This window comes from Coprobacter fastidiosus, assembly GCF_030296935.1.
GTDB lineage: Bacteria > Bacteroidota > Bacteroidia > Bacteroidales > Coprobacteraceae > Coprobacter > Coprobacter fastidiosus.
Map to the genome: position 1 here is coordinate 1171365 of NZ_AP028032.1, position 21770 is coordinate 1193134.

The 21770-nt window shown below is 39.1% G+C and carries 19 protein-coding genes; 6 read left to right on the plus strand and 13 right to left on the minus strand.

The window, feature by feature from the left end; translation table 11 throughout:
* Positions 1–15: 15 nt before the first annotated feature.
* Both kdsB and QUE35_RS04695 read right to left on the minus strand, forming a co-directional pair.
* Complete coding sequence (kdsB, locus tag QUE35_RS04690; protein WP_022602832.1) at positions 16–756, minus strand: 3-deoxy-manno-octulosonate cytidylyltransferase; 741 nt, start codon at positions 754–756, stop codon at positions 16–18.
* 11 nt (positions 757–767) lie between these two features.
* Complete coding sequence (locus QUE35_RS04695) at positions 768–2174, minus strand: NfeD family protein (RefSeq protein WP_022602830.1); 1407 nt, start codon at positions 2172–2174, stop codon at positions 768–770.
* A 210-nt stretch (positions 2175–2384) separates the two neighbouring features.
* Here QUE35_RS04695 and QUE35_RS04700 point away from each other — a divergent pair, with 210 nt between their 5' ends.
* Positions 2385–2582 (plus strand): hypothetical protein, encoded by a 198-nt coding sequence (locus QUE35_RS04700; protein WP_022602827.1) that lies wholly within the window; start codon positions 2385–2387, stop codon positions 2580–2582.
* A gap of 44 nt (positions 2583–2626) precedes the next feature.
* Complete coding sequence (locus QUE35_RS04705; RefSeq protein WP_009316612.1) at positions 2627–3130, plus strand: RNA polymerase sigma factor; 504 nt, start codon at positions 2627–2629, stop codon at positions 3128–3130.
* A 128-nt stretch (positions 3131–3258) separates the two neighbouring features.
* Here QUE35_RS04705 and QUE35_RS04710 read toward each other — a convergent pair whose 3' ends face one another.
* The 5 genes from QUE35_RS04710 to QUE35_RS04730 form a co-directional block, all read right to left on the minus strand.
* Positions 3259–3966, minus strand: a complete 708-nt coding sequence (locus tag QUE35_RS04710; protein ID WP_147404904.1) for a hypothetical protein — start codon at positions 3964–3966, stop codon at positions 3259–3261.
* A 13-nt stretch (positions 3967–3979) separates the two neighbouring features.
* On the minus strand, positions 3980–5353 hold the full coding sequence (locus QUE35_RS04715; RefSeq protein ID WP_022602823.1) for an endonuclease I family protein: 1374 nt from the start codon (positions 5351–5353) through the stop codon (positions 3980–3982).
* Between the two features lie 101 nt (positions 5354–5454).
* Positions 5455–6663: a DUF5689 domain-containing protein gene (locus QUE35_RS04720; RefSeq protein ID WP_022390929.1), complete on the minus strand. Its 1209-nt coding sequence runs from the start codon at positions 6661–6663 to the stop codon at positions 5455–5457.
* A gap of 53 nt (positions 6664–6716) precedes the next feature.
* Positions 6717–7970, minus strand: coding sequence for a DUF5689 domain-containing protein (locus QUE35_RS04725; protein WP_022390928.1), 1254 nt, complete (start codon positions 7968–7970; stop codon positions 6717–6719).
* A gap of 19 nt (positions 7971–7989) precedes the next feature.
* Positions 7990–10992: a carboxypeptidase-like regulatory domain-containing protein gene (locus QUE35_RS04730; protein WP_031258919.1), complete on the minus strand. Its 3003-nt coding sequence runs from the start codon at positions 10990–10992 to the stop codon at positions 7990–7992.
* 452 nt (positions 10993–11444) lie between these two features.
* Here QUE35_RS04730 and QUE35_RS04735 point away from each other — a divergent pair, with 452 nt between their 5' ends.
* Both QUE35_RS04735 and QUE35_RS04740 read left to right on the plus strand, forming a co-directional pair.
* Positions 11445–12506, plus strand: coding sequence for an endonuclease/exonuclease/phosphatase family protein (locus QUE35_RS04735; protein ID WP_009316605.1), 1062 nt, complete (start codon positions 11445–11447; stop codon positions 12504–12506).
* Between the two features lie 261 nt (positions 12507–12767).
* On the plus strand, positions 12768–13664 hold the full coding sequence (locus QUE35_RS04740) for a bile acid:sodium symporter family protein (RefSeq protein ID WP_031258918.1): 897 nt from the start codon (positions 12768–12770) through the stop codon (positions 13662–13664).
* 133 nt (positions 13665–13797) lie between these two features.
* Here the strand turns inward: QUE35_RS04740 and QUE35_RS04745 are convergent, their stop codons facing one another.
* Together QUE35_RS04745 and QUE35_RS04750 are read right to left on the minus strand one after the other, a co-directional pair.
* Positions 13798–14631 carry a hypothetical protein gene (locus QUE35_RS04745; protein ID WP_022602817.1) on the minus strand — a complete coding sequence of 278 codons (834 nt, stop codon included), beginning with the start codon at positions 14629–14631 and terminating at the stop codon, positions 13798–13800.
* A 16-nt stretch (positions 14632–14647) separates the two neighbouring features.
* Positions 14648–15298, minus strand: coding sequence for an NAD(P)-dependent oxidoreductase (locus tag QUE35_RS04750; protein WP_022602815.1), 651 nt, complete (start codon positions 15296–15298; stop codon positions 14648–14650).
* Positions 15299–15549: 251 nt separating this feature from the next.
* On the opposite strand from QUE35_RS04750, the gene QUE35_RS04755 reads away from it, so the two are divergent.
* Entirely contained in the window at positions 15550–15921 is a 372-nt protein-coding gene (locus QUE35_RS04755) for a winged helix-turn-helix transcriptional regulator (RefSeq protein WP_009316545.1), read from the plus strand.
* A 163-nt stretch (positions 15922–16084) separates the two neighbouring features.
* Here QUE35_RS04755 and QUE35_RS04760 read toward each other — a convergent pair whose 3' ends face one another.
* Positions 16085–16333, minus strand: coding sequence for a TIGR03905 family TSCPD domain-containing protein (locus QUE35_RS04760; RefSeq protein ID WP_022602814.1), 249 nt, complete (start codon positions 16331–16333; stop codon positions 16085–16087).
* Between the two features lie 186 nt (positions 16334–16519).
* Between QUE35_RS04760 and QUE35_RS04765 the strand changes: the two genes are divergently transcribed.
* Positions 16520–17242: a hypothetical protein gene (locus QUE35_RS04765; protein WP_022602813.1), complete on the plus strand. Its 723-nt coding sequence runs from the start codon at positions 16520–16522 to the stop codon at positions 17240–17242.
* A gap of 69 nt (positions 17243–17311) precedes the next feature.
* Here QUE35_RS04765 and QUE35_RS04770 read toward each other — a convergent pair whose 3' ends face one another.
* The 3 genes from QUE35_RS04770 to QUE35_RS04780 form a co-directional block, all read right to left on the minus strand.
* Positions 17312–18040, minus strand: coding sequence for a YebC/PmpR family DNA-binding transcriptional regulator (locus QUE35_RS04770; protein WP_286262724.1), 729 nt, complete (start codon positions 18038–18040; stop codon positions 17312–17314).
* Between the two features lie 33 nt (positions 18041–18073).
* A complete protein-coding gene (gene pheT / locus QUE35_RS04775) occupies positions 18074–20542 on the minus strand; it encodes a phenylalanine--tRNA ligase subunit beta (RefSeq protein ID WP_022602812.1) in 2469 nt (822 codons plus the stop codon).
* Between the two features lie 239 nt (positions 20543–20781).
* Positions 20782–21711, minus strand: a complete 930-nt coding sequence (locus tag QUE35_RS04780; protein WP_022602811.1) for an RluA family pseudouridine synthase — start codon at positions 21709–21711, stop codon at positions 20782–20784.
* Positions 21712–21770 lie beyond the last annotated feature (59 nt).

Genomic DNA, 21770 nt, shown 5'->3' on the forward strand with positions numbered 1-21770 from the left:
AATCTCAAAGAAACTCTATAAATATTTCAAAGCTCTTTCAAGATCCTCCGGCGTATCGATCCCTATCGTTTCTTGCGTAGTAATTCCCACCTTGATACGATAACCGTTCTGCAGCCATCTCAATTGTTCCAACGATTCGGCGATCTCCAACGAAGACTGAGGCAACGCAGTTATTTCAGACAATACATCTGCCCGGTAAGCATACATCCCTATATGTTTATAAAAAACATGATGATCGAGCCATGTGTCATATTTATAATTACGAATATACGGAATAATAGAACGGCTGAAATAAAGAGCTTCATTCCGATTATTCAGTACGACTTTGGGAGAATTGCTATTGAACAAAGCATCAAAACCGTCTTCTTTCGTAAACGGCTTTACCAAAGTTGCGATTTGTGTTCCCTCAGATTCAAAACACTCCATAATCGCCTCTATTTGCCGAGTCTGTATAAACGGCTCGTCGCCTTGTATATTGATAATGACATCTTCTCCCTCTCCTATACGGGAATAGGCCTCGAAACAGCGATCCGTACCGCTTTTATGATTTTCGGAAGTCATCACGGCCTTTCCTCCGAAAGAGTGAACCGCATCAAAAATACGCCGGTCATCCGTAGCGACATAAACCCGATCCAGCACAGTCTCTACTTGTTCATATACTCGTTGAATCATATATTTGCCTTTCATATCGGCAAGCGGTTTTCCCGGAAATCGGGTCGAAGCATATCGTGCCGGAATAATCCCTATAAATTTCATAAGTCTTATTTTTATTTTTCTTTATTATCGATAGTTACCACATATAATTGTGCATTCTCCACCTTTACTACCCGTACGGGCGTTCCTCGTTCAATAAATTTATTATATAAAGAAACGGCATCATAATCATCTTCTCCGATGCGAACTTTTCCGGAAGGCCTCAAGATGGTTACTGTCACACCCTCTTGACCTACCATATCCATATACTCCGAAGATACTGCAATAAAACCTTTTTCCACAGATTGGGATGAATCTAATGCAAGATGATGCAAAATCCCCTTACGCCCAATTTTATGAGACAGATAAATCACCAGAATAAAAGCACAGACAAGTCCGGATATTACGGTAAAAATACCACGATTCATTTCCCGGGAAGATACCCCTTCAAAATCAAAATCGACATTATTTACCAACGCAAGAACAAGCCCGGCAAGCATGCAAATAATACCCAATATACCCGCCACTCCGAATCCGGGAATCACAATCAGTTCCAGAACCATCAAAATAATTCCGGCAATGAATATTAAAATCTCCCAACTTGCAGCCAGTCCGTCCAGATACAAAGGTGCAAAATAAAGTACGGCAGCAATCAAGGCGGCAGCAGATGGAAAACCGATGCCGGGAGTTTGCAGCTCAAAATAAATTCCTCCGATAATTATCATTATCAAAATCGCCTGCAACGCCGGATTGAGCAAAAAACCGACAAGATCATCATATACAGACGGTTTGAATGTCTGCAACGTATATTCCGGCACACCAAGCCGTTCGGTCACTATTTCATGAACATTATTCACGATTGCTTCATTATATCCCCATTTTAGAGCTTCCTGAGCTGTTAACGTAAGGACTTTGGTAGAATCATCCAATCCGGGGACAACGATTCGAGTATCGACCATCGCCTCCGCAATAAGAGGATCTCTTAACCATTTGATAACCGTATCGCCAGACAAGGTAATTGTCGTGTCTTTTCCGTGAGCCTCGGCAGTAGAACGAATCGTCGCCCGCATATAAGACTGGTACTTATCCGGCATAGCCGCCCCTGTCTCATTCACAACGGTTGCAGCACCGATATTTCCTCCGGGACGCATGTAAATACTGTCACAAGCTATGGCGATCAGCGCACCGGCGGAGGCCGCATTATTATCGATAAAAGCATATACCGGTATCGCACTGTTCAAAATAAGGGTACGTATAGAATCTGCATGAACGACAGTTCCTCCGTATGTATTCATATGCAATATTATTCCTTGCGCATCATGATCTACAGCTTCTTTATAACCGCGTTGCATATACCTCCACGTAGTACTCCCGATCTCTTTTTTAATATCAATCTTATAATACAACGGTTTTTCACCGGAATATCCTACCTGAATGTAAGTAAATAGTGAAATAATAGTTATAATCCAGAACTTTTTCATCACTTATACGTTATATAAAAAGATGTGTCCGATTTCAACAGATGGATACAGACTATTTCTGTTATCCGCTTTTCTTTCGGAACACATTGCCGAAGTTACGATTTTTATTCAGAAAAAAGCGAATAAAAACGACAAACTCGGGTCTTGAAATCAAAATTCGACCATTGAACATAAATTATTTATATTAACCAAAAAACAAAATCTACAACAATGAGAAAAACTACAAGTCAAGCAGATCTCGAAGAAGAGGCATCAAAAAAGCAATCAATGTCAAAATGCCCTCAAAAAGACTCAACACATTTCAAAAAAGCACAACTTTTGTTATTTAACTATACAAAAGGGATTTTTTTAAGAAAATATTTTTTGAACTCTCCCTTTATCTTAATAACTTCGATAAAAGAGCAGTAGCAATATAAGACAATATCAATTAATTAATCTAAATTCTTGAATGTATGAATTCAAATTCGTTTCAACAGAGATTGTTGGGATTACAAGACAATCTGCTAAATTTTGCTTATATGCTGACATCGAACCGGGAAGAAGCAAAAGATCTGCTTCAAGACACAACATTAAAAGCCCTCGATAACGAGGAGAAGTATATCGATAATATAAATTTCAAAGGTTGGGTATTTACGATTATGCGGAACATCTTTATAAACAATTACAGACGCATAGTCCGCAATCAGACCATCGTCGATCAAACCGAAGATTTATATCATCTTAATCTCCCTCAAGAATCAGGATTCAATACTCCCGAAGGCTCTTTTACCGTGAAAGAAATTACCAAAGCAATAAACAGTTTTACGGACGAATACAAAGTTCCGTTCTCTATGCACGTGGCGGGATTCAAATATCATGAAATTGCAGAAAAGATGGAGTTGCCGTTAGGCACAGTCAAAAGCCGCATCTTCTTTGCCCGTCAACGTTTACAAGAGATGTTGAAAGATTATAAGTAACGCTATTTTCAGGGCCTGTTTCATCTTTATCGGAGAAATACAGATTGGCTCTTACACCGAAACAAGCAGGGTGACCGAGGAATAAATTTTCTTCGAGTCACCCTGCTTGTCTTATCAACAGTTAACGATTAAAATCCGTCGGCAACTAAACGAATATCTTGTCGAGAACCTCCGAACTCGAATGTTATCCAATATCTCTTACCGGAAATTTTATTTAAAACGGTCCTCTCGGCAATCAGAGAACGATCCGGTTGTCCGGCTTCACGAATCACCACCAAACCGTCTTCCAATATTTCCCCTTCTTCTACAAAATCACCGGAAACGCTTATCCGAAAAAAAGTCGCATCATCCCCTAACGGAGCATAGTCCCAAACAATCGACCGACTCTTTGCCAGCCCCAATGCATCAAAACCTTTCTCTCTCGAGAAAGAATATCCCTCTTCTTTTTCAGGATATACAATATCATTCTTCCACCCTTCGATACGGACATCCGTATCCTTATAAAAATCCCCGGAGACGGTCACAGGACATGAGACAGTATATTCTCCGGAAGTTACTGTCAAAGTACCCTTACCGGCCTGTATCCCCTTGACTCGAATTACATTCCCCGAGACTCCGGCACTTGCAATATTTTCGGGTGCTATAGAAGCTGTAAAACTCTCTACTCCGGAAACTGTCACCACGACAGCCTCTCCCTCTTCTACAATAATCTCAGAAACATCGAGCTGTATTTTGGGCGCATCATTTTTATTTTCATCCTTACACGAAACAAAAAGGATAGAAAACAAAAATAAAGCCACTACCCCCATATAGTTTATATTGCATATTTTCATCATTACCAGTTTTTTATCATTTAACGACAACTTGTACCGACCCGCAACCGGATGAAGACTTCCATTTCAGTGTATGTGTACCCTTACCGGCTTTTCCCGGAGTAAAGACATTCGCACTCACCCCATCGCCTTCCCATGTACAACCGGGAAGCGTTTCACTCAATTTCAAGGCGACTCCCGAATCGTTCAAAGAATATTCCTTTTTCAACCCCACAGGAACAATCCGCCTTATCGTCTGAGGAACAGATACTCCCCGTAATTCAACAGCGACCGAAGCGATATTATCGGCAGCCAACGTAAGCGTTGCCTTATGCAATCCGGCTGAAGAAGGCATATAAGTAGCGCCGACATCCGTCCCGGCATTCACTTCATCAGCCGAAAGTGACGATACGGCAAAAGAAAACATATTTTTATCGTCACCGTCAAGAATCAACGACACTGCCGATGCTATTTGTATTCCCTCAATTCTGAATGACTTTTCGACAGACTCTCCGATAGTCGAATTCGGAAAGATAAAATAATCTCCGGTCTGCCAGTTTGTAATTCCCGCGCCCAAATAAAAAGCCTCGTCCGTCTTTGTTCCCCAGATATATTCGGCAAGATCAGGAAAATCTATAAACGGATTACGGTTATGCTGAAACTTATAAACACCGTCATTCCGATCTATCTCTTTCTGGCTGACAGGATCTTGACGGCTCCACTCCAGCAACAAGTTCCGGGCATAGTCGGTTAATGTAGGATAATCGTTTCTCTGGAACATTTTTGTTCCGAGACTCACCCATGTATAGTCTTGATAACAGGTTACAAAATAAAAATACATTCGGGCAAAATCTCCCTTATATTCATCTGCCGGTTCAAATACAGATACAGCTTTACCACCGATATATCCGGTACCGACTTTCGTAACTCCGTTAGACCAAGATTCAGTATAGACCACCCCCAAAGGATAATTACTTTTCTGTTCATTCGCACCAGCATCGGCCGGAGTCAAGTGGTGTAAATCATACGACGCCTCATACTTAAAACGCGTAAACGGAGTCGTACCGTTATAATCTGCCGCATCCCCCCACCAACTCTTCGGTACGGAGTGTTCGATATTCATATTTTTCGTCGCTCCCGTACTTCCCGATGTAAAGTAACGTACCGTATTGGAATACATGTCCCAAACTATCCCTCCCGGTTTGGCATCGCTATACCTGAATACTTTCCACGTCCCCGAAGCACCATATCCGATACGAGTGTGATCTTTGAGCAATAAATGAAAGGCAGTTTTCAGTTCCCGTTCTTTCTTTCCATTTAACGTCGCCGGGTAATATCCCTCCGGAATTTCAGCACGGATAAGACTGAAGATCGATAAGAATAAAAGAAATATCCGAAATTTTTTCAACATAGGTTTATGACTCCGAAATTAATTAATAAAGCGAGCAAATATACTGAAATAAAAAGAGCTGACCAAACGGCCAGCTCTTTTATTATCTTAAAATCCACGATTTATTTTATATCATCAACATTACGAATATTTAATTGAGGTGTGTTATTATTAACACCAGCAATACCCGTAATTGTTTTTACTCCGGTAGGAACTGTTTCTGAATAAAATTTAGCATATCCAGAAACATAAGAATTTATCGTTGTTTCTCCATCTTTAATCGTATTCGTTGTTGCTTTTTTATCAGCCCCAAACGTACCCGTATCAAGTTTAGGAATATATTCTCCCTGTACCGTAACCAAAGTTGACTGCCATTGATCAATGTTGGCTATTACTTCAGCAACAGTCGTCTGACGAGGAGTTATCGTTCCCGTACCGACTTTCCGAATATTAACCAAAGGTACACCATTCAACTCCAATAATCCCTTATAATTTTCCAGCGACAAATCTTTTACTCTGACTTCAATCTTATCTCCGAGATTGAATGAAGCATTTTCACTACAGAACACAACGATACCGCATGAGTTGTCTTCGGCTGCAACATACAACTGTTTCAAAGAAGAAATATTATTGTTTACAACATCTGAAATCACCACACCCACAAGTTTTTTATCTTCAGTGATGGTAATATCAGAACCTTGATGCATAGCTCGAATGTCAGCAATAGATATTTCAGGAACATTAAAATCCCCATCCGGATCTATTATAGCACCGAATTCTTCTCCACTCTCTACCAATGTCGCATAAGAAGAGCTTTTCATCCCGGCCACACCAAAATATTTCTCAAGGTTTCCTTGTAAAATTACTTCTTTACCCAAAACTTTAGCCGCATTGCCTTCGGTAATCAGATTCAAACCTGTACGCAAAGCACCGGGATTCAATTGTACAACAAGACAATTATTTACATTTTTTTCATCTGCAGTTGCTGCGATCAAAATATTCTGACCTTCAGTCAGAGGTTCACCAGATACACTGGTTCCGCTAAACGGAGCCTCGAATTGAGCTTCTTCCAAATCTCCACTGGGAACTTGTCCTACAATAAACCCTTTTACGAACTTATAATCGGTATCTTGATTTTCTTTTGCTGCGGCAACATTCCAAGGATCCGCATAAGTACCGCTACCCGAGGGAGTAGCAACGCCTCCTTCGTCCGAACCGCCACTGCCTTGTCCGCCATCATCGATCCAGTCATCATCATCGCTGTCACAAGATGTAAATCCCACCATCGAAACAGCAAGAAGCATCCATACTAATTTTCTCATTGCTTTCATAGTTAAACTCAATTTAAATTATAATTATTGGTATATTTTATATTGTCTTATTTTTATTGAGGTCTTTCGCCTTCGGCATATTCACGAGGACCATTATAATATTCAAACCCTTCGAGATCATCCAAAGAACGAAGTGTCAATTGATATTTTCCTCCGTAATTATCATTTTTATCATGAAACCATCCCAAAATAGCCGTTACAGTTCCCACACTTCCTTTTTTCGGAATAAACGTTTCGGCAAAATGGGCATATTCACTCGTTGAAATATATAATGTTCCCGTATCGTCCGATACCTCTCGAGACATCGGATAACCGATATTGTATTTCTTACTCATATCATAGGTAGAAGGTGCAAAAACCGGACTCAACTGATGGGCATTTACATTCCCGGTTTTCTCGATAGAGCGACGTAATGAAACAAATTCGGTCTTTAAATCAGCATCTCGATCATTCTTCCATGTAAATTCGACATTCTCAATTTTGATCAACCGTCCGTACCAAGTAGAATCCAACGCTGCAATTTCAGCCATTGTCAATACAGCTTCTTCCGGTACTGTCACTTTACTCTTATCAGGCCATCCGATACGTTGAAAATGGTCATATACCATAGCATAAGGAATACGTCCCGGTTCATAACGGGTCTTGTCATCATTCCGGAAAGAGTAAACTCCCAATTGCGGCATTTCGGCATAACGTCCCATCATCAAACCGTTACATTTCACGGCAACCACTTGCCCTAACGGGAAAACACCGCTCAAACTTCCGGCATCTATCGCTACTTTCAACGATTGACGAGTATTCAAATCTTCCAAAACAAAATATTTGTAAATATTAGAAGCAGTATCCGCAGAAATAATACGCCCCTTTATATAAATATCTTGCGGACCTTCGATCGGATTCAGTGTAAAGAGATTCTTATAAGTCTCTCCTTCTTCCCGATAAATGGTAAATTTCTTACCTTTATATTCGATCGGCAATTTAAGACGCCCGTCAACATATTCCGCTCCAATAATCGGATATTCCACATCGCCCTGATTCACCGTATAATAAGCGTTTTTTATACTTCCTGTCGCTTCATCTATCGGAGCATGATAACGTAACGTATCGTCTTTACCGAACACATACAAGCTATCGATTCGGTCATACATTGCCACCAACTCGCCGATAGACATATTTGCCGGCCAAACTCGAGGATCGTTTTCCGGTAAAACCGCCATTTCCTGCGTGATCTCATCATAATCATTCACACACGAAGTAAATGATACTGCCGCCAATAATGCACAAACTATATATTTAATCTTTTTCATAACTATTCTTCGCTAAAATTTAGAACTTGTACCCGAGATTTAAGAAACAGTTGAATCCCCATGCATAATAGTATTTATTCGGATAACGATCTACCAACTGAATATCTTTGGTCTGACTCTTATTATTACGTGCTATACGTCCCTGCTGGTAACCGCCGGTAACCATATCTTTATTATTCAAGATATTACTAAAGCTCAAATTAATATTTAACGACTGCTTGCGATTATTCAGATAAAGAACTTTTCCGACCGAAGCATCTAACATAAATCCGCCTTTCAACTTTTCTTGTGTACCGAACATTTCTACCAAAGCCTTGTCTTGAGCATACTTGCCGCTTTTTCTCTCTTCAGCCGTATATGTTCCTTTCTTACGATAACCGCTGTATTGAATATCCTGTCCGGCTTCATCTTGATAAGTACCGCCGTAATAGTTCATTTCGGTAAAATGAGAAGGAGAGAAATCGAGATAATTATTATCGAAATACGAAAGCGTTATATCGGCAAACCACATTTTCGGATGGAAATAATCCAAAGTTATACTGGCTGCTAATTGAGGCCCGTTATTTACCTTCAAATCTTTGATATATACCCGTTCACGAATATCCGACTTTTTAGCGGCTTCAGCATTTACAGGCAATTCTCCGGTCAACAGATTCGCACCGTTCTCCGCACTCATCGTTCCCATTGCGTCATCGGTATAACGATAATCACCGTAAGTTCCCGCCAGTTCGACAGAGAAGCTATTGTTCAGTTTTACGGAGATTCCGGCTTCGACACCCATATAACGTTTATTTACACCCGATAACGTATGGTTAATGTATGTACGGAATTCATCGTTGTAGTACCCTGTACCTTCTACTCCGTCACGGGTAATCGTATGGAATCCGGTAATACGCCCTTTAACAATCGGAGTCGTAAATTGGTAGGTCAGGTCATAAGAATAAATTTTTTCAGAAGGCAAATCTTCCAAACGATACTGTTTCGGATTCTTCGGATTCACCACGACTTTTTGTATTTGCGTGTCCTTAACACGAGGGGCGACATAAGCATACCCGGCATAAGGAGCGCGAGTCTCTACCAAGCCGTTCAAAACCAAACGTTGGCGACCGTTGATCTTATATACCAATCCCGCCTTGAAACTCGGATCATAAAAACTCAAGGATTTTCCTTTCCCGTAAGACTGAACTCCGATAACCGCAGCACGACCGTTCTCCATCTTTCCCTCACGCCAGAAAGTCGTATAAGTAAATCTCGCTGCATAAGAAAGATCGAATTTCGTCCAATTCCACTCATTTTGGGCAAATACCCCGGCTTTTACAATGTGCATATTATAGTCATACCCGAAACGATCACCTTCTACAATTTTCCGGTTCGGATGACGAAGGTCATTTTGTATAATCGTCATATTCCCGGTAAAGTCTCGTTCGGCAAACTGGTCAATATCGATCCATTGATTACCGCCTAACAGATCGTTCATTGTCTTGTAGTGCATACCCCTCGAATAATTGGCTTCGACTCCTGCCGTAAGTTTAAGACGACGGTTTATCTGATTTGAATAAACAGAGTTTAATGCCGTAGTCATCAAATCGTTATGACGTTCTTCCAACACATACTTGGCACTTCCGTCAGGGTTAGCGACATTATTCAAATAATTAGACTGATATAAGGAGTTCCAATTGATTTGCGTTACATCCGTATTATTGTTTACCCATTGCCCGGTCAGTTCATCCACTAAATCCTGATCTACATTACCCATTATTATATCCATGTGATTCTGTTGGTCTTCAAGTCCATACGATCCGAGAACATCATTGATTTGATAACTCGGCAAATTGCGGTAATAATCGGGACGCGGATCGGCTGCATTATAAAAACCGAGAGCCGTATTACTGTAATTGCTATAATGGAATCCGAAACCGGTTTTCAAATTTTGCTTATCCGTAATCTTAAAATCCCAATTGGCAACGACAGTAGGATCGAAGCTGTTCACCACGCGAGAACTTCTTTTTTCTCCATTCTGGTATCCCCAATACGGATTATAATAAATACCTCTGAAATCATAAACCTCCTGAGTCACTGCAGCCGATTGCGAACGTTTTGTAGGAGCTCCGTAAGTTGCCAATGAAATGCTATGACGATCATTGATCATTTTTTCTGCCGAAAGAAAATAACCCCAAGAATTATAGAATGTTCCTTCTATAATACCCTCTTTTGCCCAACGCCATACTGCAGATCCGGTAAATGCCCAGCCGTTATTCATCAAACCGGTAGAGTGTGTAGCCGTAGCCCGCATATTATACGAACGATTAGAATAGGCAACGCTTGCTTTTGTTCCGGCTGCAAATGCCGTAGCCCGAGTATTGATGTTCGTCGTTCCTCCCAGACTGCCGAAAGCAAACGGAGCATTCTCAATACCATTAATTACATCCTTATTTCTAAACGCATCGTTCAGTCCCCCAAGGCTCGAATAATTGAAACGTCCTCGTTCCTGATCATTGAAATTGATACCGTTTATATAAGTCGTAGATGCCGACTGATCATAACCTCTTATAGAAAAACGCATCGGACTGTAATTGTAACTGGCTGCATTCAGATAAATATCATCTGAAGCTCCGGATAAATAAGAAGATGATTGAGACGAAGTTTCATTATCGTCATCCAAAACCGACTCATCAAAAAGCTGTATATTCTCTTCTTGCTGACTGGCTTTCTCTACTCTAATTAAGGCGATATTACCAAGATCGATTTTTTCATCCTTGCCAATCAGAATACTCTGCTGGTAAGGCTGGTAGTCTGCCGAAACGACTAAAAGTTCGTCGGCTCCGGAAGATAAATTTTTGAAAATAAATACTCCGTCTTTAGAAGACGTTACCGAAATGTTCTTGTTTTTTAAAGAAACCTTAACACCGGCAATCGGTGCTTTGGTTCCAAAGTCTATAAGTACTCCTCTCAACGACGCCTTTTGAGCAAAAGCGGAAACACTGAAAAAAAGCATTATAAACAGCCATAAATTTCGATTCATAAAATACGTAGGTTTAGTTTATAATTTGTTGTTGTTGTGTCTCTATCATACTTCCCTATATTTTTAGGAGCGAAATAGTTGGGCAAATTAATATATTTTTTTTGATTATTCATATTACATTCGCATTATATTTTCTACACAGATGTGTTAAAAGTAAGTATTTACTTTTCTTTTCAAAAGATGAGAGCGCTTGCAAATTATCAATTAAAACCCCATATACCACTCACTATAAATACATTACACGATACACGCAGATAAAATCCTTACAATTTTCTGAAATTTCATAGAAACGAGATGTTTATTTCATTTTTTTTTCGAATCTTTGTATTATGATATGCTGTTCTTACGCGGTTTTCAAAATTCGTTTTCCCGTAAAGCATGTTTAATATGCAAATACCAGTTATAAATTGTAAGGAATAATTTTACAGATTAGAAACTAAATATTTTGACTTATGAAAAAATGCAGCTTACTTCTGGCATTAATCTTTTTATGCTTCCTATCATTAAGTGCTCAAAACAATGAACAAAGGAAACAATTCGCCGTATATGCCGTTGCTTTTTATAACCTTGAAAACCTGTTCGACACAATCGACCAGCCGGACGTTTTGGACGAAGAATTCACTCCTCATGGCGGAATGCGTTGGACTTCATTGAAATACAACAACAAATTGAAAAATATGTCCTATGCCATCAGCCAACTGGCTACCGACGGACCGTTTCCTCTGCCAAACGGTCCTGCAATCATCGGTATATCCGAAATTGAAAATCGGGGTGTAGTGGAAGACCTTATCAAAACCGGTAAACTGGCAGAAAGAAATTACGGAATCGTTCATTACGACTCACCCGACAGACGTGGCGTAGATGTAGGTCTTATATACGATAAAGACCAGTTTACTCTCGAAAACAGCGATAGTTTCAGGCTGGTATATCCTGCAGACACCTCGTTGCGTACTCGGGATCAATTATTGGTAAACGGCATACTCGGAGGAGAACGGGTACATATAATCGTAAATCACTGGCCTTCAAGATTAGGAGGAGAGAAACAATCAAGACCTAAAAGAGAAGCTGCCGCTGCATTGACCAAACATATTGCCGACTCGGTACTGACTGCTGATCCGAACTCTAAAGTCATTATTATGGGAGATTTAAACGATGATCCTAACAATACCAGCTGCAAAGTTGTCTTAGGAGCTAAAAAAGACCAGAAAGATGTTAAGCCGGGAGGTTACTATAACACGATGTGGAACTTTTTTGACAAAGGCATCGGATCATTAGCTTATCAGGGATCATGGAATCTTTTCGACCAGATCATTATCTCAGAGAATTTTTTAGGTAAAGACCGCTCTACACTAAAATTTATCAAAGCAGAAATATTCAACCGAGATTTTCTGAAACAAACAGAAGGTAAATATAAAGGATATCCCAAAAGAACACATGCCGGAGGGGTATATCTGAACGGATATAGCGACCATTTCCCGACACTTATTTATCTGGCAAAAGAAGTAAACCGATAGTAAAACAGAACGTATCGATTATTCGATAATCCAAAAATCACACACTCTTTAAATGGGTGTGTGATTTTTTATCTACCCCCGGATATTCTCCAATGAAAAAGCATAAGAATCAGACAAACAACAAATAATTTGTTATAACCAAAGTCTATCCCAATAATAAATCGTATTTTTGCACCATCAAAAAATTATAAGATACAATAAAAGAGAGAGAAACATAACGGAATTTTCTGATTGTTTCTCGTTTATTTTTATATGATGATTATGTTGCAGAAACTCAAAACATACATGTTGCCTATCGCCATGATAGTAGGGGCGATATTTTATAAATATGTCGAATCAGTATCTTTTTTGACTCCTTACCTTATCTTTTCTATGCTGTTGATCACCTACTGCAAATTGTCTTTACGCAACATGAATATATCCCCGCTTCATTTTTGGTTACTATTGATACAAATATTCGGAAGCCTGCTGGTCTATTACTTTTTGTTACCTCTCGACTCGATGATAGCAGAAGGAACATTTATCTGTATATTCGCTCCTACGGCAACAGCAGCAGCCGTTATCACGGGTATGTTAGGAGGCGATATAGCCTGTTTGGCGACATACAGTCTTCTCAGTAATATGACCGTAGCCCTGACATCTCCCATCATCTTCTCTTTCATGGAAGCACACGGGACAATGCCGTTTTGGGAATCATTTCTGGTTATATGCAAACAGATGATCCCTCTCCTCATCTTGCCATTTATTGCAGCAATTTTTCTGAGGAAGTTTTTTCCTAAAGCGCATAATGCCTTACAAAACCGTCAAAGCATATCATTCTATATGTGGGCTATATCTCTCACTATAGTGATGGGAAAAACAGTTTCTTTCATAATCAATCAGGGATCGGGAAATATCAAGGAAGAAATTTTAATTGCTCTTTTCGCACTAATCGCCTGTATCGCTCAATTCATTATCGGGAAATGGGTCGGATATAAAAACAATAACTTAATCGCCGGAGGTCAAGGATTGGGTCAGAAAAATACGGTTCTTGCCATTTGGATGGCTCTCATTTATCTGCACCCTCTGGCTTCCATAGGACCTGCATCTTATGTCGTGTGGCAAAACAGCATCAATTCTTGGCAACTTTGGAAAAAGCAAAAAGATTTAAAAAAGTAAAATAGACACGATCAATCTACATTCAACATTTTATATTCGATTCATCTAATTTTTTTTATTATCTCAATTTTTCTAAATATAAATAATAAGGTTACCGCATGCGGTAACCTTACATTAAAAAGGAAACCCGACTTTATTTATAAAATATATTAGCCAACTCTGTTAACCCGGCTTCTCCCGGCAAATCGGGATAAGTCTTTTTCATGGCTGCGATAAATGAATCGGCCGTTTTATTTGCTGCAATTATACGCTTCATTGTTTTCAAATAATCAATTTTAAATTCTACCATATCTTTTTTCGCAGCACCCCCGTGTCCGCCGATAAAATATTCACAACCGGATTTTAAAGCCCTCTCCGCTTCTGTTATTTCCGCATCAATCGCAGTTAAAGAAGATATTTGCAAATGGCTGGCATGGGATTTTGCAGGTGTCCAATGCGTATAATAGACCTTATCACCGATTATAATACTTGCCGCCGGAAAATCGGTTGGAGCTCCTTTTTGAAAAGAGAACTTCACGCCATCCCAATATTGAGTACTTCCCAAAGGAATTTCCTCTGTTTTTCCGGTTGGCATGGGAACTATGGCATCACCAAATATTTTTGCAAAATTCTGCATCATTCCGCCGTAAACACTCCCCTTGACAAAATCCGGCATTCCCTCAATCATCACGACATCATGATTACCCGTTCCGCCTACATGATAATCGGTGATAATTTTCTGTACAGGTTTATTTAATGAAACCACATAAGCGTCAAATTCCGATACATTATCTTTAAACAGCGGCTGTTCCAAAGTAACAAGCCCGGTCTTGCCCTCTATAATGTAGCTTGCATCTCCAAGTGCATCATTCGTATTATATACATGAAGTTTGAAACTGCCTAAATCCAAGACCTCAAAATTTCCTTTTATCTGTGCTTCTGCCACTACCGCCACAAAAACCAGTAATAATAAAAATATCTTTTTCATAATTTCTATATTTTATTTAATAACCGATAGTAAAACGTTCCCGATGGTGATTTGCCTGTTCCATCTCATCTACCATTGCAACCGCATAATCTTCTACTGAAATATGACTGTTCCCATTTTCGTCAACAATAAGATCGTCCTTTCCCAAACGGAACTTTCCTGTACGTTGTCCCGGTTCAAGAGTTCCGGCAGGGGAGAAAAACACCCAGTCGATTTCTTTTTCGTTGCACAATGTATTTAGGTAAAACTCACCTAAAGATTTCACACCACCCATAATCTCAGCAGGAATTGCACCTGAATCCACCACTCTAACCCCCGGAGCGCAGAATAAAGTACCAGCACCACCGACACACAACAGTCGTTTAATACCTGATTGCTTCACCGCTTTGAGGATTAATGGATAATTTTTCAACGTTTCTTTGTAAATGTCAGGGTTTGTCCAGCCGGGATTATAAGCGCTGATAACAACATCTTTTCCCTTACAAGTAGCAGCTATCGTTTCCACATCAGATACATCTGCTTTAACTACTGATAAATTACTGTTACTAATTGCAATCTTTTCAGGATTGCGAACTATTGCTGTAACCTTGTTTCCTCTGTTCAATAACTCATTAAGGATTGCAGTTCCAACAAAACCGCTTGCTCCGATCAATACTACATGCTTCATAACTATAAATATTTAATAATCAATATTACTATCCAAAAGATCGTTTATCTCTTTTCGGATGCAAAAATGAAATTCTTTTTTTAGTTATACAAGAAGGCACTTTGTACTCAGATAGTTACCGATATGAAACTATTGTTGATTATAAAGAATTTGAAAAATATACATTTAACACTATTTAAACAATTACTATTTTATTCTTGCTTGTTTGAAGAATGTTTGTTACTTTTGTAGTGTAATATAGAAAAGATAGTATGGTAAGAACAAAAATACAAAATGAATTATATCCCGATTGCCCTATTCGGAATATACTTGCTCGCATAAGTGACAAATGGTCGATATTAGTTCTTTTTACATTAAACCAATCTGCATTAATGCGTTTTAATACCTTGCAAAAAAATATCCCGGACATTTCACAGAAAATGCTGACTGTGACTTTAAGAACCCTTGAAGAGGACGGATTTGTCAAAAGAAAAGTATATGCCGAAGTGCCGCCAAGGGTTGAATATTCGCTGACAGAGAGAGCCATCTCCTTATTGCCCCATATCAATGATCTGATAACATGGGCAAAAAATAACATGGATGCCATCTTAACAGACAGAATACAGAACAAGCAAAAATCTTAGTTCTATAAATTTAGAGCTTGCCTGAATTTTACAATAAAAACAGTATGTTATTAATAGATTATCATATAAACTCCACTCCTGAAAAGAGTGTATAAAAAACGTGTTTCAAGAGTTTTTTTCGCATTCCTGCTATCTCAAGAAAGAACGACCTTAAACAAAAAGACTAAACAGAAGTTAAGGTCCTCAATGCCTTACATAATTGATCGGGACAAGAGGTAGAACGTGTTCCGCAACGGATACCCTCTAAACGCGAAATGACATCTTCGACTCTCATTCCTTTCACCAAAGACGATATTCCCTGTAAATTACCATTACAACCTCCTTTGAAAACGACTTTTTCTACTCTCCCATCTTGTATTTCCAGCTCAATATCAGTACTACACGTACCTTTGGGTTTATAATTTATTTTCATTACATCCGAATATATTTACCGCTACAAAATTATAGATTATAAACGATTAAGACAATAAAATTTTTTAATCTGTAAAGTCTTTACAGTACAAAAAACGGGAAATAATAAAATTAATTATCTTTGCTGATATATGAATATCCCATTTCTTCATAAAGGGAGTCTGTCTCGAAAAATATAATTTACAATATGAAAAATATATTATTCATTATCTGCATGGTCTTGTGCAACACATTACTCGCATTCGCCCAAAACAATCAAGAAATTGTATATCTGAAAAACGGAAACAAAGTAAAGGGAATCATCATCGAAGAAATACCCAATACATCTATAAAAGTAAAAACATCGAACGGCAGCATACTTGTCTATTCTATACATGAAATAGAAAAAATTATATCGCCCGAAGATGAAATCTTTCAAAAAAAATTTCGTCTCAAACAGTACAACAACAATCCGACTTATGACAAAACTGGTTACAAAGGATTCATAGATTTCGGAGGAGTAATAGGGATCGGAAATAGAGGAGACGGGGCAATTGCCGTATCAACAACTCACGGATATCAGTTTAACCCATATTTTTTCTTCGGAGCTGGTATCGGAATAGAATACCACATGAATTGGGAAACTTTTTTTATTCCTGTTTTTGCTGATATTAAAACGTATTTTCTCAACAAGAATATATCTCCGTTTTTAGGACTGAAAGCTGGATACTCGGTTTATGACGGCAAAGGCTGTTATATAAACCCTCATATCGGAGTCACTCTTTCCAGCTCTCCTCGATTCGGTATGAATTTAACAATAGGATATAATATGCAAAAAGCGAAAATCAACGACAGACCGAAGAACATCAAAAATTATAAAGATAATATGGCAATCAACGGAATATCTATAAAACTCGGCTTCGAATTCTAAGAGCCACCTATCAAGAACATAAAAAGAGGCCTTAAAAGACCTCTTTTTATATCTTAAACCTAAAGGGTGTTATTCCTCATCGTCAGCTTCTTTCAGATCATGGAAAACATTCTGAACGTCTTCATCATCCTCAAATTTTTCAAGAAGTTTTTCAATTGAAGCACGCTGCTCTTCCGTCACTTCTTTAGTATCATTCGGAATACGTTCAAACTCAGCACTTTCTATCTCGAATCCATTTTCTTCAAGATATTTCTGAATGTTACTGAAAGATTCGAACTCTCCGTATAATACAATCTCTTCCCCGTCAGCTTCAAGTTCATCTACACCATAGTCGATAAGTTCAAGTTCAAGATCCTCAAGGGACACTCCTTCTTTAGCCTTAATCTTAAACACGCTCTTATGATCGAAAAGGAAAGACAAACTACCGCTGGTTCCTAACGATCCGCCGAATTTATTAAAATAACTGCGTACATTGGCAACGGTACGGGTAGGATTATCTGTCGCAGTCTCTACTACAATAGCGATACCGAAAGGTCCGTATCCTTCATAAACGATTTCTTTATAATCGCCCTCATCTTTTGATGTCGCCTTTTTAATTGCACGCTCCACATTTTCTTTCGGCATATTGGCAGCCTTAGCATTCTGCATAAGAACACGCAAACGCGGATTAGCATCGGGATCAGGGCCGCTGGCCTTCACGGCAATCGAAATTTCTTTACCTAATTTTGTAAATGTACGCGCCATGTTTCCCCAGCGCTTTAACTTTCTGGCTTTACGATATTCAAACGCTCTTCCCATTGTATTCTATTCTTGTATTTCTTATATAATAAATTATCTGAGTTTCGCATTAAGCTTCTGTTGCAAATTAGCAATAATCCGGTTCATTATCGATTCGATTTGCTTATCATTCAATGTCTTGGTTTCATCCTGCAAAATAAAAGAAACAGCATAAGACTTTTTCCCCGATTCCAGATTCTTTCCTTCATAAACATCGAAGAGGTACACATCTTTCAACAGCCTACGTTCAGTGTCATAAGCGACTTTCTCTATTTCGGCAAACTGTACGGATGTATCAACCAATAATGCTAAATCTCGTTTCACAGGAGGAAATTTAGAAATTTCACTAAACGTGACTTTATTTTTTACGGCTTCTTTTACAAGAAGAGTCCAATTCATTTCAGCATAAGATACCCCAGTTTCAATATCGAACGATTTCAATATTTTTTTCGAGACTAATCCGAACTTCGCAAGAATTTTTCCACCGTTCCGCATTGTATAAACCAATGCAACATCAAATATATCGTCTGAAATCTGAGAAAATTGTAATTTCTTCATATCCACACCCAAACGAGCAAAGATATTCTCGACATACCCTTTCAGCTCGAATACCGAAGATTTTTCATCCGGATGTGCCCAACTTCCCGATACACGATTACCTGTAATCCACAAACCGAGATGCTGTGCTTCCGAATAAGATGCCAGTACATTTTTAGACGTATCGGCATCTGCATCATAATTATAACAATTCCCGAATTCGTAGAATTTCAAATCCGGCCGGCGACGGTTGATATTATAAGCTAAACTCTCCAACCCTCCGAAAAGTAAAGTTTGTCTCATAACATTGAGATCATTACTCAGCGGATTAAGAAGCGGAACACAGTTCTTTTCAGGATAAGTCGTCAAAGAGGTATAATAGGCACTTTTTGTCAAAGAATTATTCATGATCTCGTTGAATCCGCATCCGGTCAACTGTTCTGCAATCAAATTATACAGCCGATGATTCTCATCCGTCATTGTTTTGTATGAAAGATTAGAATGTACAGAATCTGTAAATTCGACATTATTATATCCATAAATACGGAGAATATCCTCTATAACATCGACATCTCTTTGAACATCTACTCGATAAGTAGGTACACTCAATGTCAGAACTCCATCTTTTTCATCTAAGATTTCAATTTCAAGACTGGAAAGAATACTTTTTACCATATCCTGAGGAATTACCTTACCGACAAGACTGTTCAAACGGTCATAGCTGAGTTCTACCCTGAAATTATCGATTTTGTTCGGATACACATCTACGATTTCTCCCGTTATCTTTCCTCCGGCCAACTCTTTCACCAATAATGCCGCACGTTTAAGTACATAGATCAAATTATTAGGATCAGCACCTCTTTCAAAACGGAATGAAGAGTCGGTATTAAGCCCGTGACGACGTGCCGTCTTACGCACCCACATCGGACTGAAATATGCCGATTCGAGGAATACATCCGTTGTTTGTTCGGTTACACCCGATTTCAGGCCGCCGAACACCCCGGCAATACACATTCCTTCTTTTTCATTACAAATCATCAGATCTCGATCCGACAAAGAACGTTCGACACCATCCAGGGTTACAAACTTAGTCCCCTCCGGAAGTGTTTTTACAATAACCTTTCCTCCCTCGATATGATTCAAATCGAAACAATGCAAAGGTTGTCCGGTTTCATGCAATAGAAAGTTGGTAATATCTACAACATTATTGATAGGCCGCAAACCTATCGCCAATAATCGTTGCTGCAGCCATTCGGGACTCTCTGTCACTTTTACATCCCGTATTGTAATCCCGCAATAACGAGGACAAGCCTCGGTATTTTCGACCGATACCGATATAGCTTTCCCCTCTTTATCATCGACAGCAAATGCCTCTACGGAAGGACGTCTTAAGACGGCATCATACCCGTTTTGTTTTAAATAAGCCGCCAAATCACGAGCTACACCATAATGTGAAGCGGCATCGACACGATTCGGAGTTATATCTACCTCCAATACATAATCACTTTTTACATTATAATAATCTTTAGCCAATGTACCGGGAGCAACCGTATCGGGCAATACGATAATCCCGTCATGACTATCACCGATTCCTATCTCATCTTCGGCACAAATCATCCCGAAAGATTCTTCTCCGCGTATTTTTGATTTCTTAATCGTGAATGTTTCGTCTCCTGAATAAAGTACAGTACCGAGAGTTGCAACAACGACATGCTGACCTGCCGCAACATTAGGAGCTCCGCAAACAATCTGCACAGGTTCGCCGTTACCCAAATCGACAGTAGTTATATGGAGATGGTCAGAGTTAGGATGATCTATACAAGTCAACACTTTACCGATTACCAGACCTTCCAATCCGCCTTTTATCGTTTGTACCTCTTCTACTCCACCCGTTTCGAGACCTATCGAGGTAAGGGCAGCTGCAACTTCTTCCGGAGTCTGCGAGATATTCAAATAATCTTTCAGCCAATTATACGAAATATTCATTTTGTATATAATTTTAAAGGTTCAGCAGGACAAAGGTTACAAATTTTACTGGTCAGGTAAAGAAAATTCACCTTGCTGCTTATATAATTTATTTTCTCAACGTCATAAAATAATAAAAACAAATGACCCAAAACCGCACTTTAATAAAAAAAGTATGCAAAGTTAATAAGATTATTTGTGTTATTAAAAAGTAGCGAGCGAAAAGTATTCTCAAAACGAGCCTCTTACCCGCATCTTTTTCATCGACCTTTTACAATATACCTGAATTTAGCAGGAATCGGCGTTTCAAAAAACATGTCTCTCCTCGTTACGGGATGAACGAACCTCAAACGAGAAGCATGAAGAGCCAAACGTCCTAAAGGGTTGCATGTAGCTCCATATTTTTTATCTCCGATAATGCTGTGTCCTAAATCCTTCATGTGTACCCGAATCTGATTTTTCCGTCCGGTGGCCAATTGCAATTCTACTAAAGAAAATTTTCCGTTGCTTTTGAGCACCTCATAGCGAGTAAGCGCATATTGTCCCTCATCCTTATTCTGTGTAGAATAAACCTCATAAGCAGCATTTTCGGCAAGATAAGAAGACACCTCTCCCTTATCTTTATCGAAAGCACCTTCCACAACTGCAACATAACGTCGGTCCAGCACCATATCGTTCCAAGACCGTTGCATAGTTTCCTGAATCTGTTGGCTTTTGGCAAACATCATCAACCCGGAAGTATCCCGATCGAGCCGATGGATAATGAATATTCTGCCGGCAGGATCATCTGCTTTTACGTAATCGCTAAGTATATGATAGGCTGTTTTTTCTTTAATGCGGTCTGTTGACATCGAAAGAAGTCCGTATCCTTTATCAATGACAATCAAAAACTCGTCTTCGTACACAATACGCAGACGACTATGCTTAAACACCCTAAATCCTCTTTCAAAATTTATCGCCAATTCATCACCGGAATGCAAAAGATCATCGAACTGTGTCGTAGGAATATTATTTATTGCAACCTGACGATGGGACAAAAGAGACTTTACCGTTGTCTTACTCTTTTCAGGAAACAACGAGAACAGATAATCCAACAATTTGACAGGACCTTCCTGCACCGAATATGTCTTTACCGAACTTTCCTGATTATATCTTCTATTGCTTTTTCTATTATTACGAGTTTGTCTCATGTTAAGCGTTCTTTTTATTTCAAGTTACAAAGATAGACATTCAAGAATATTTTACGGGG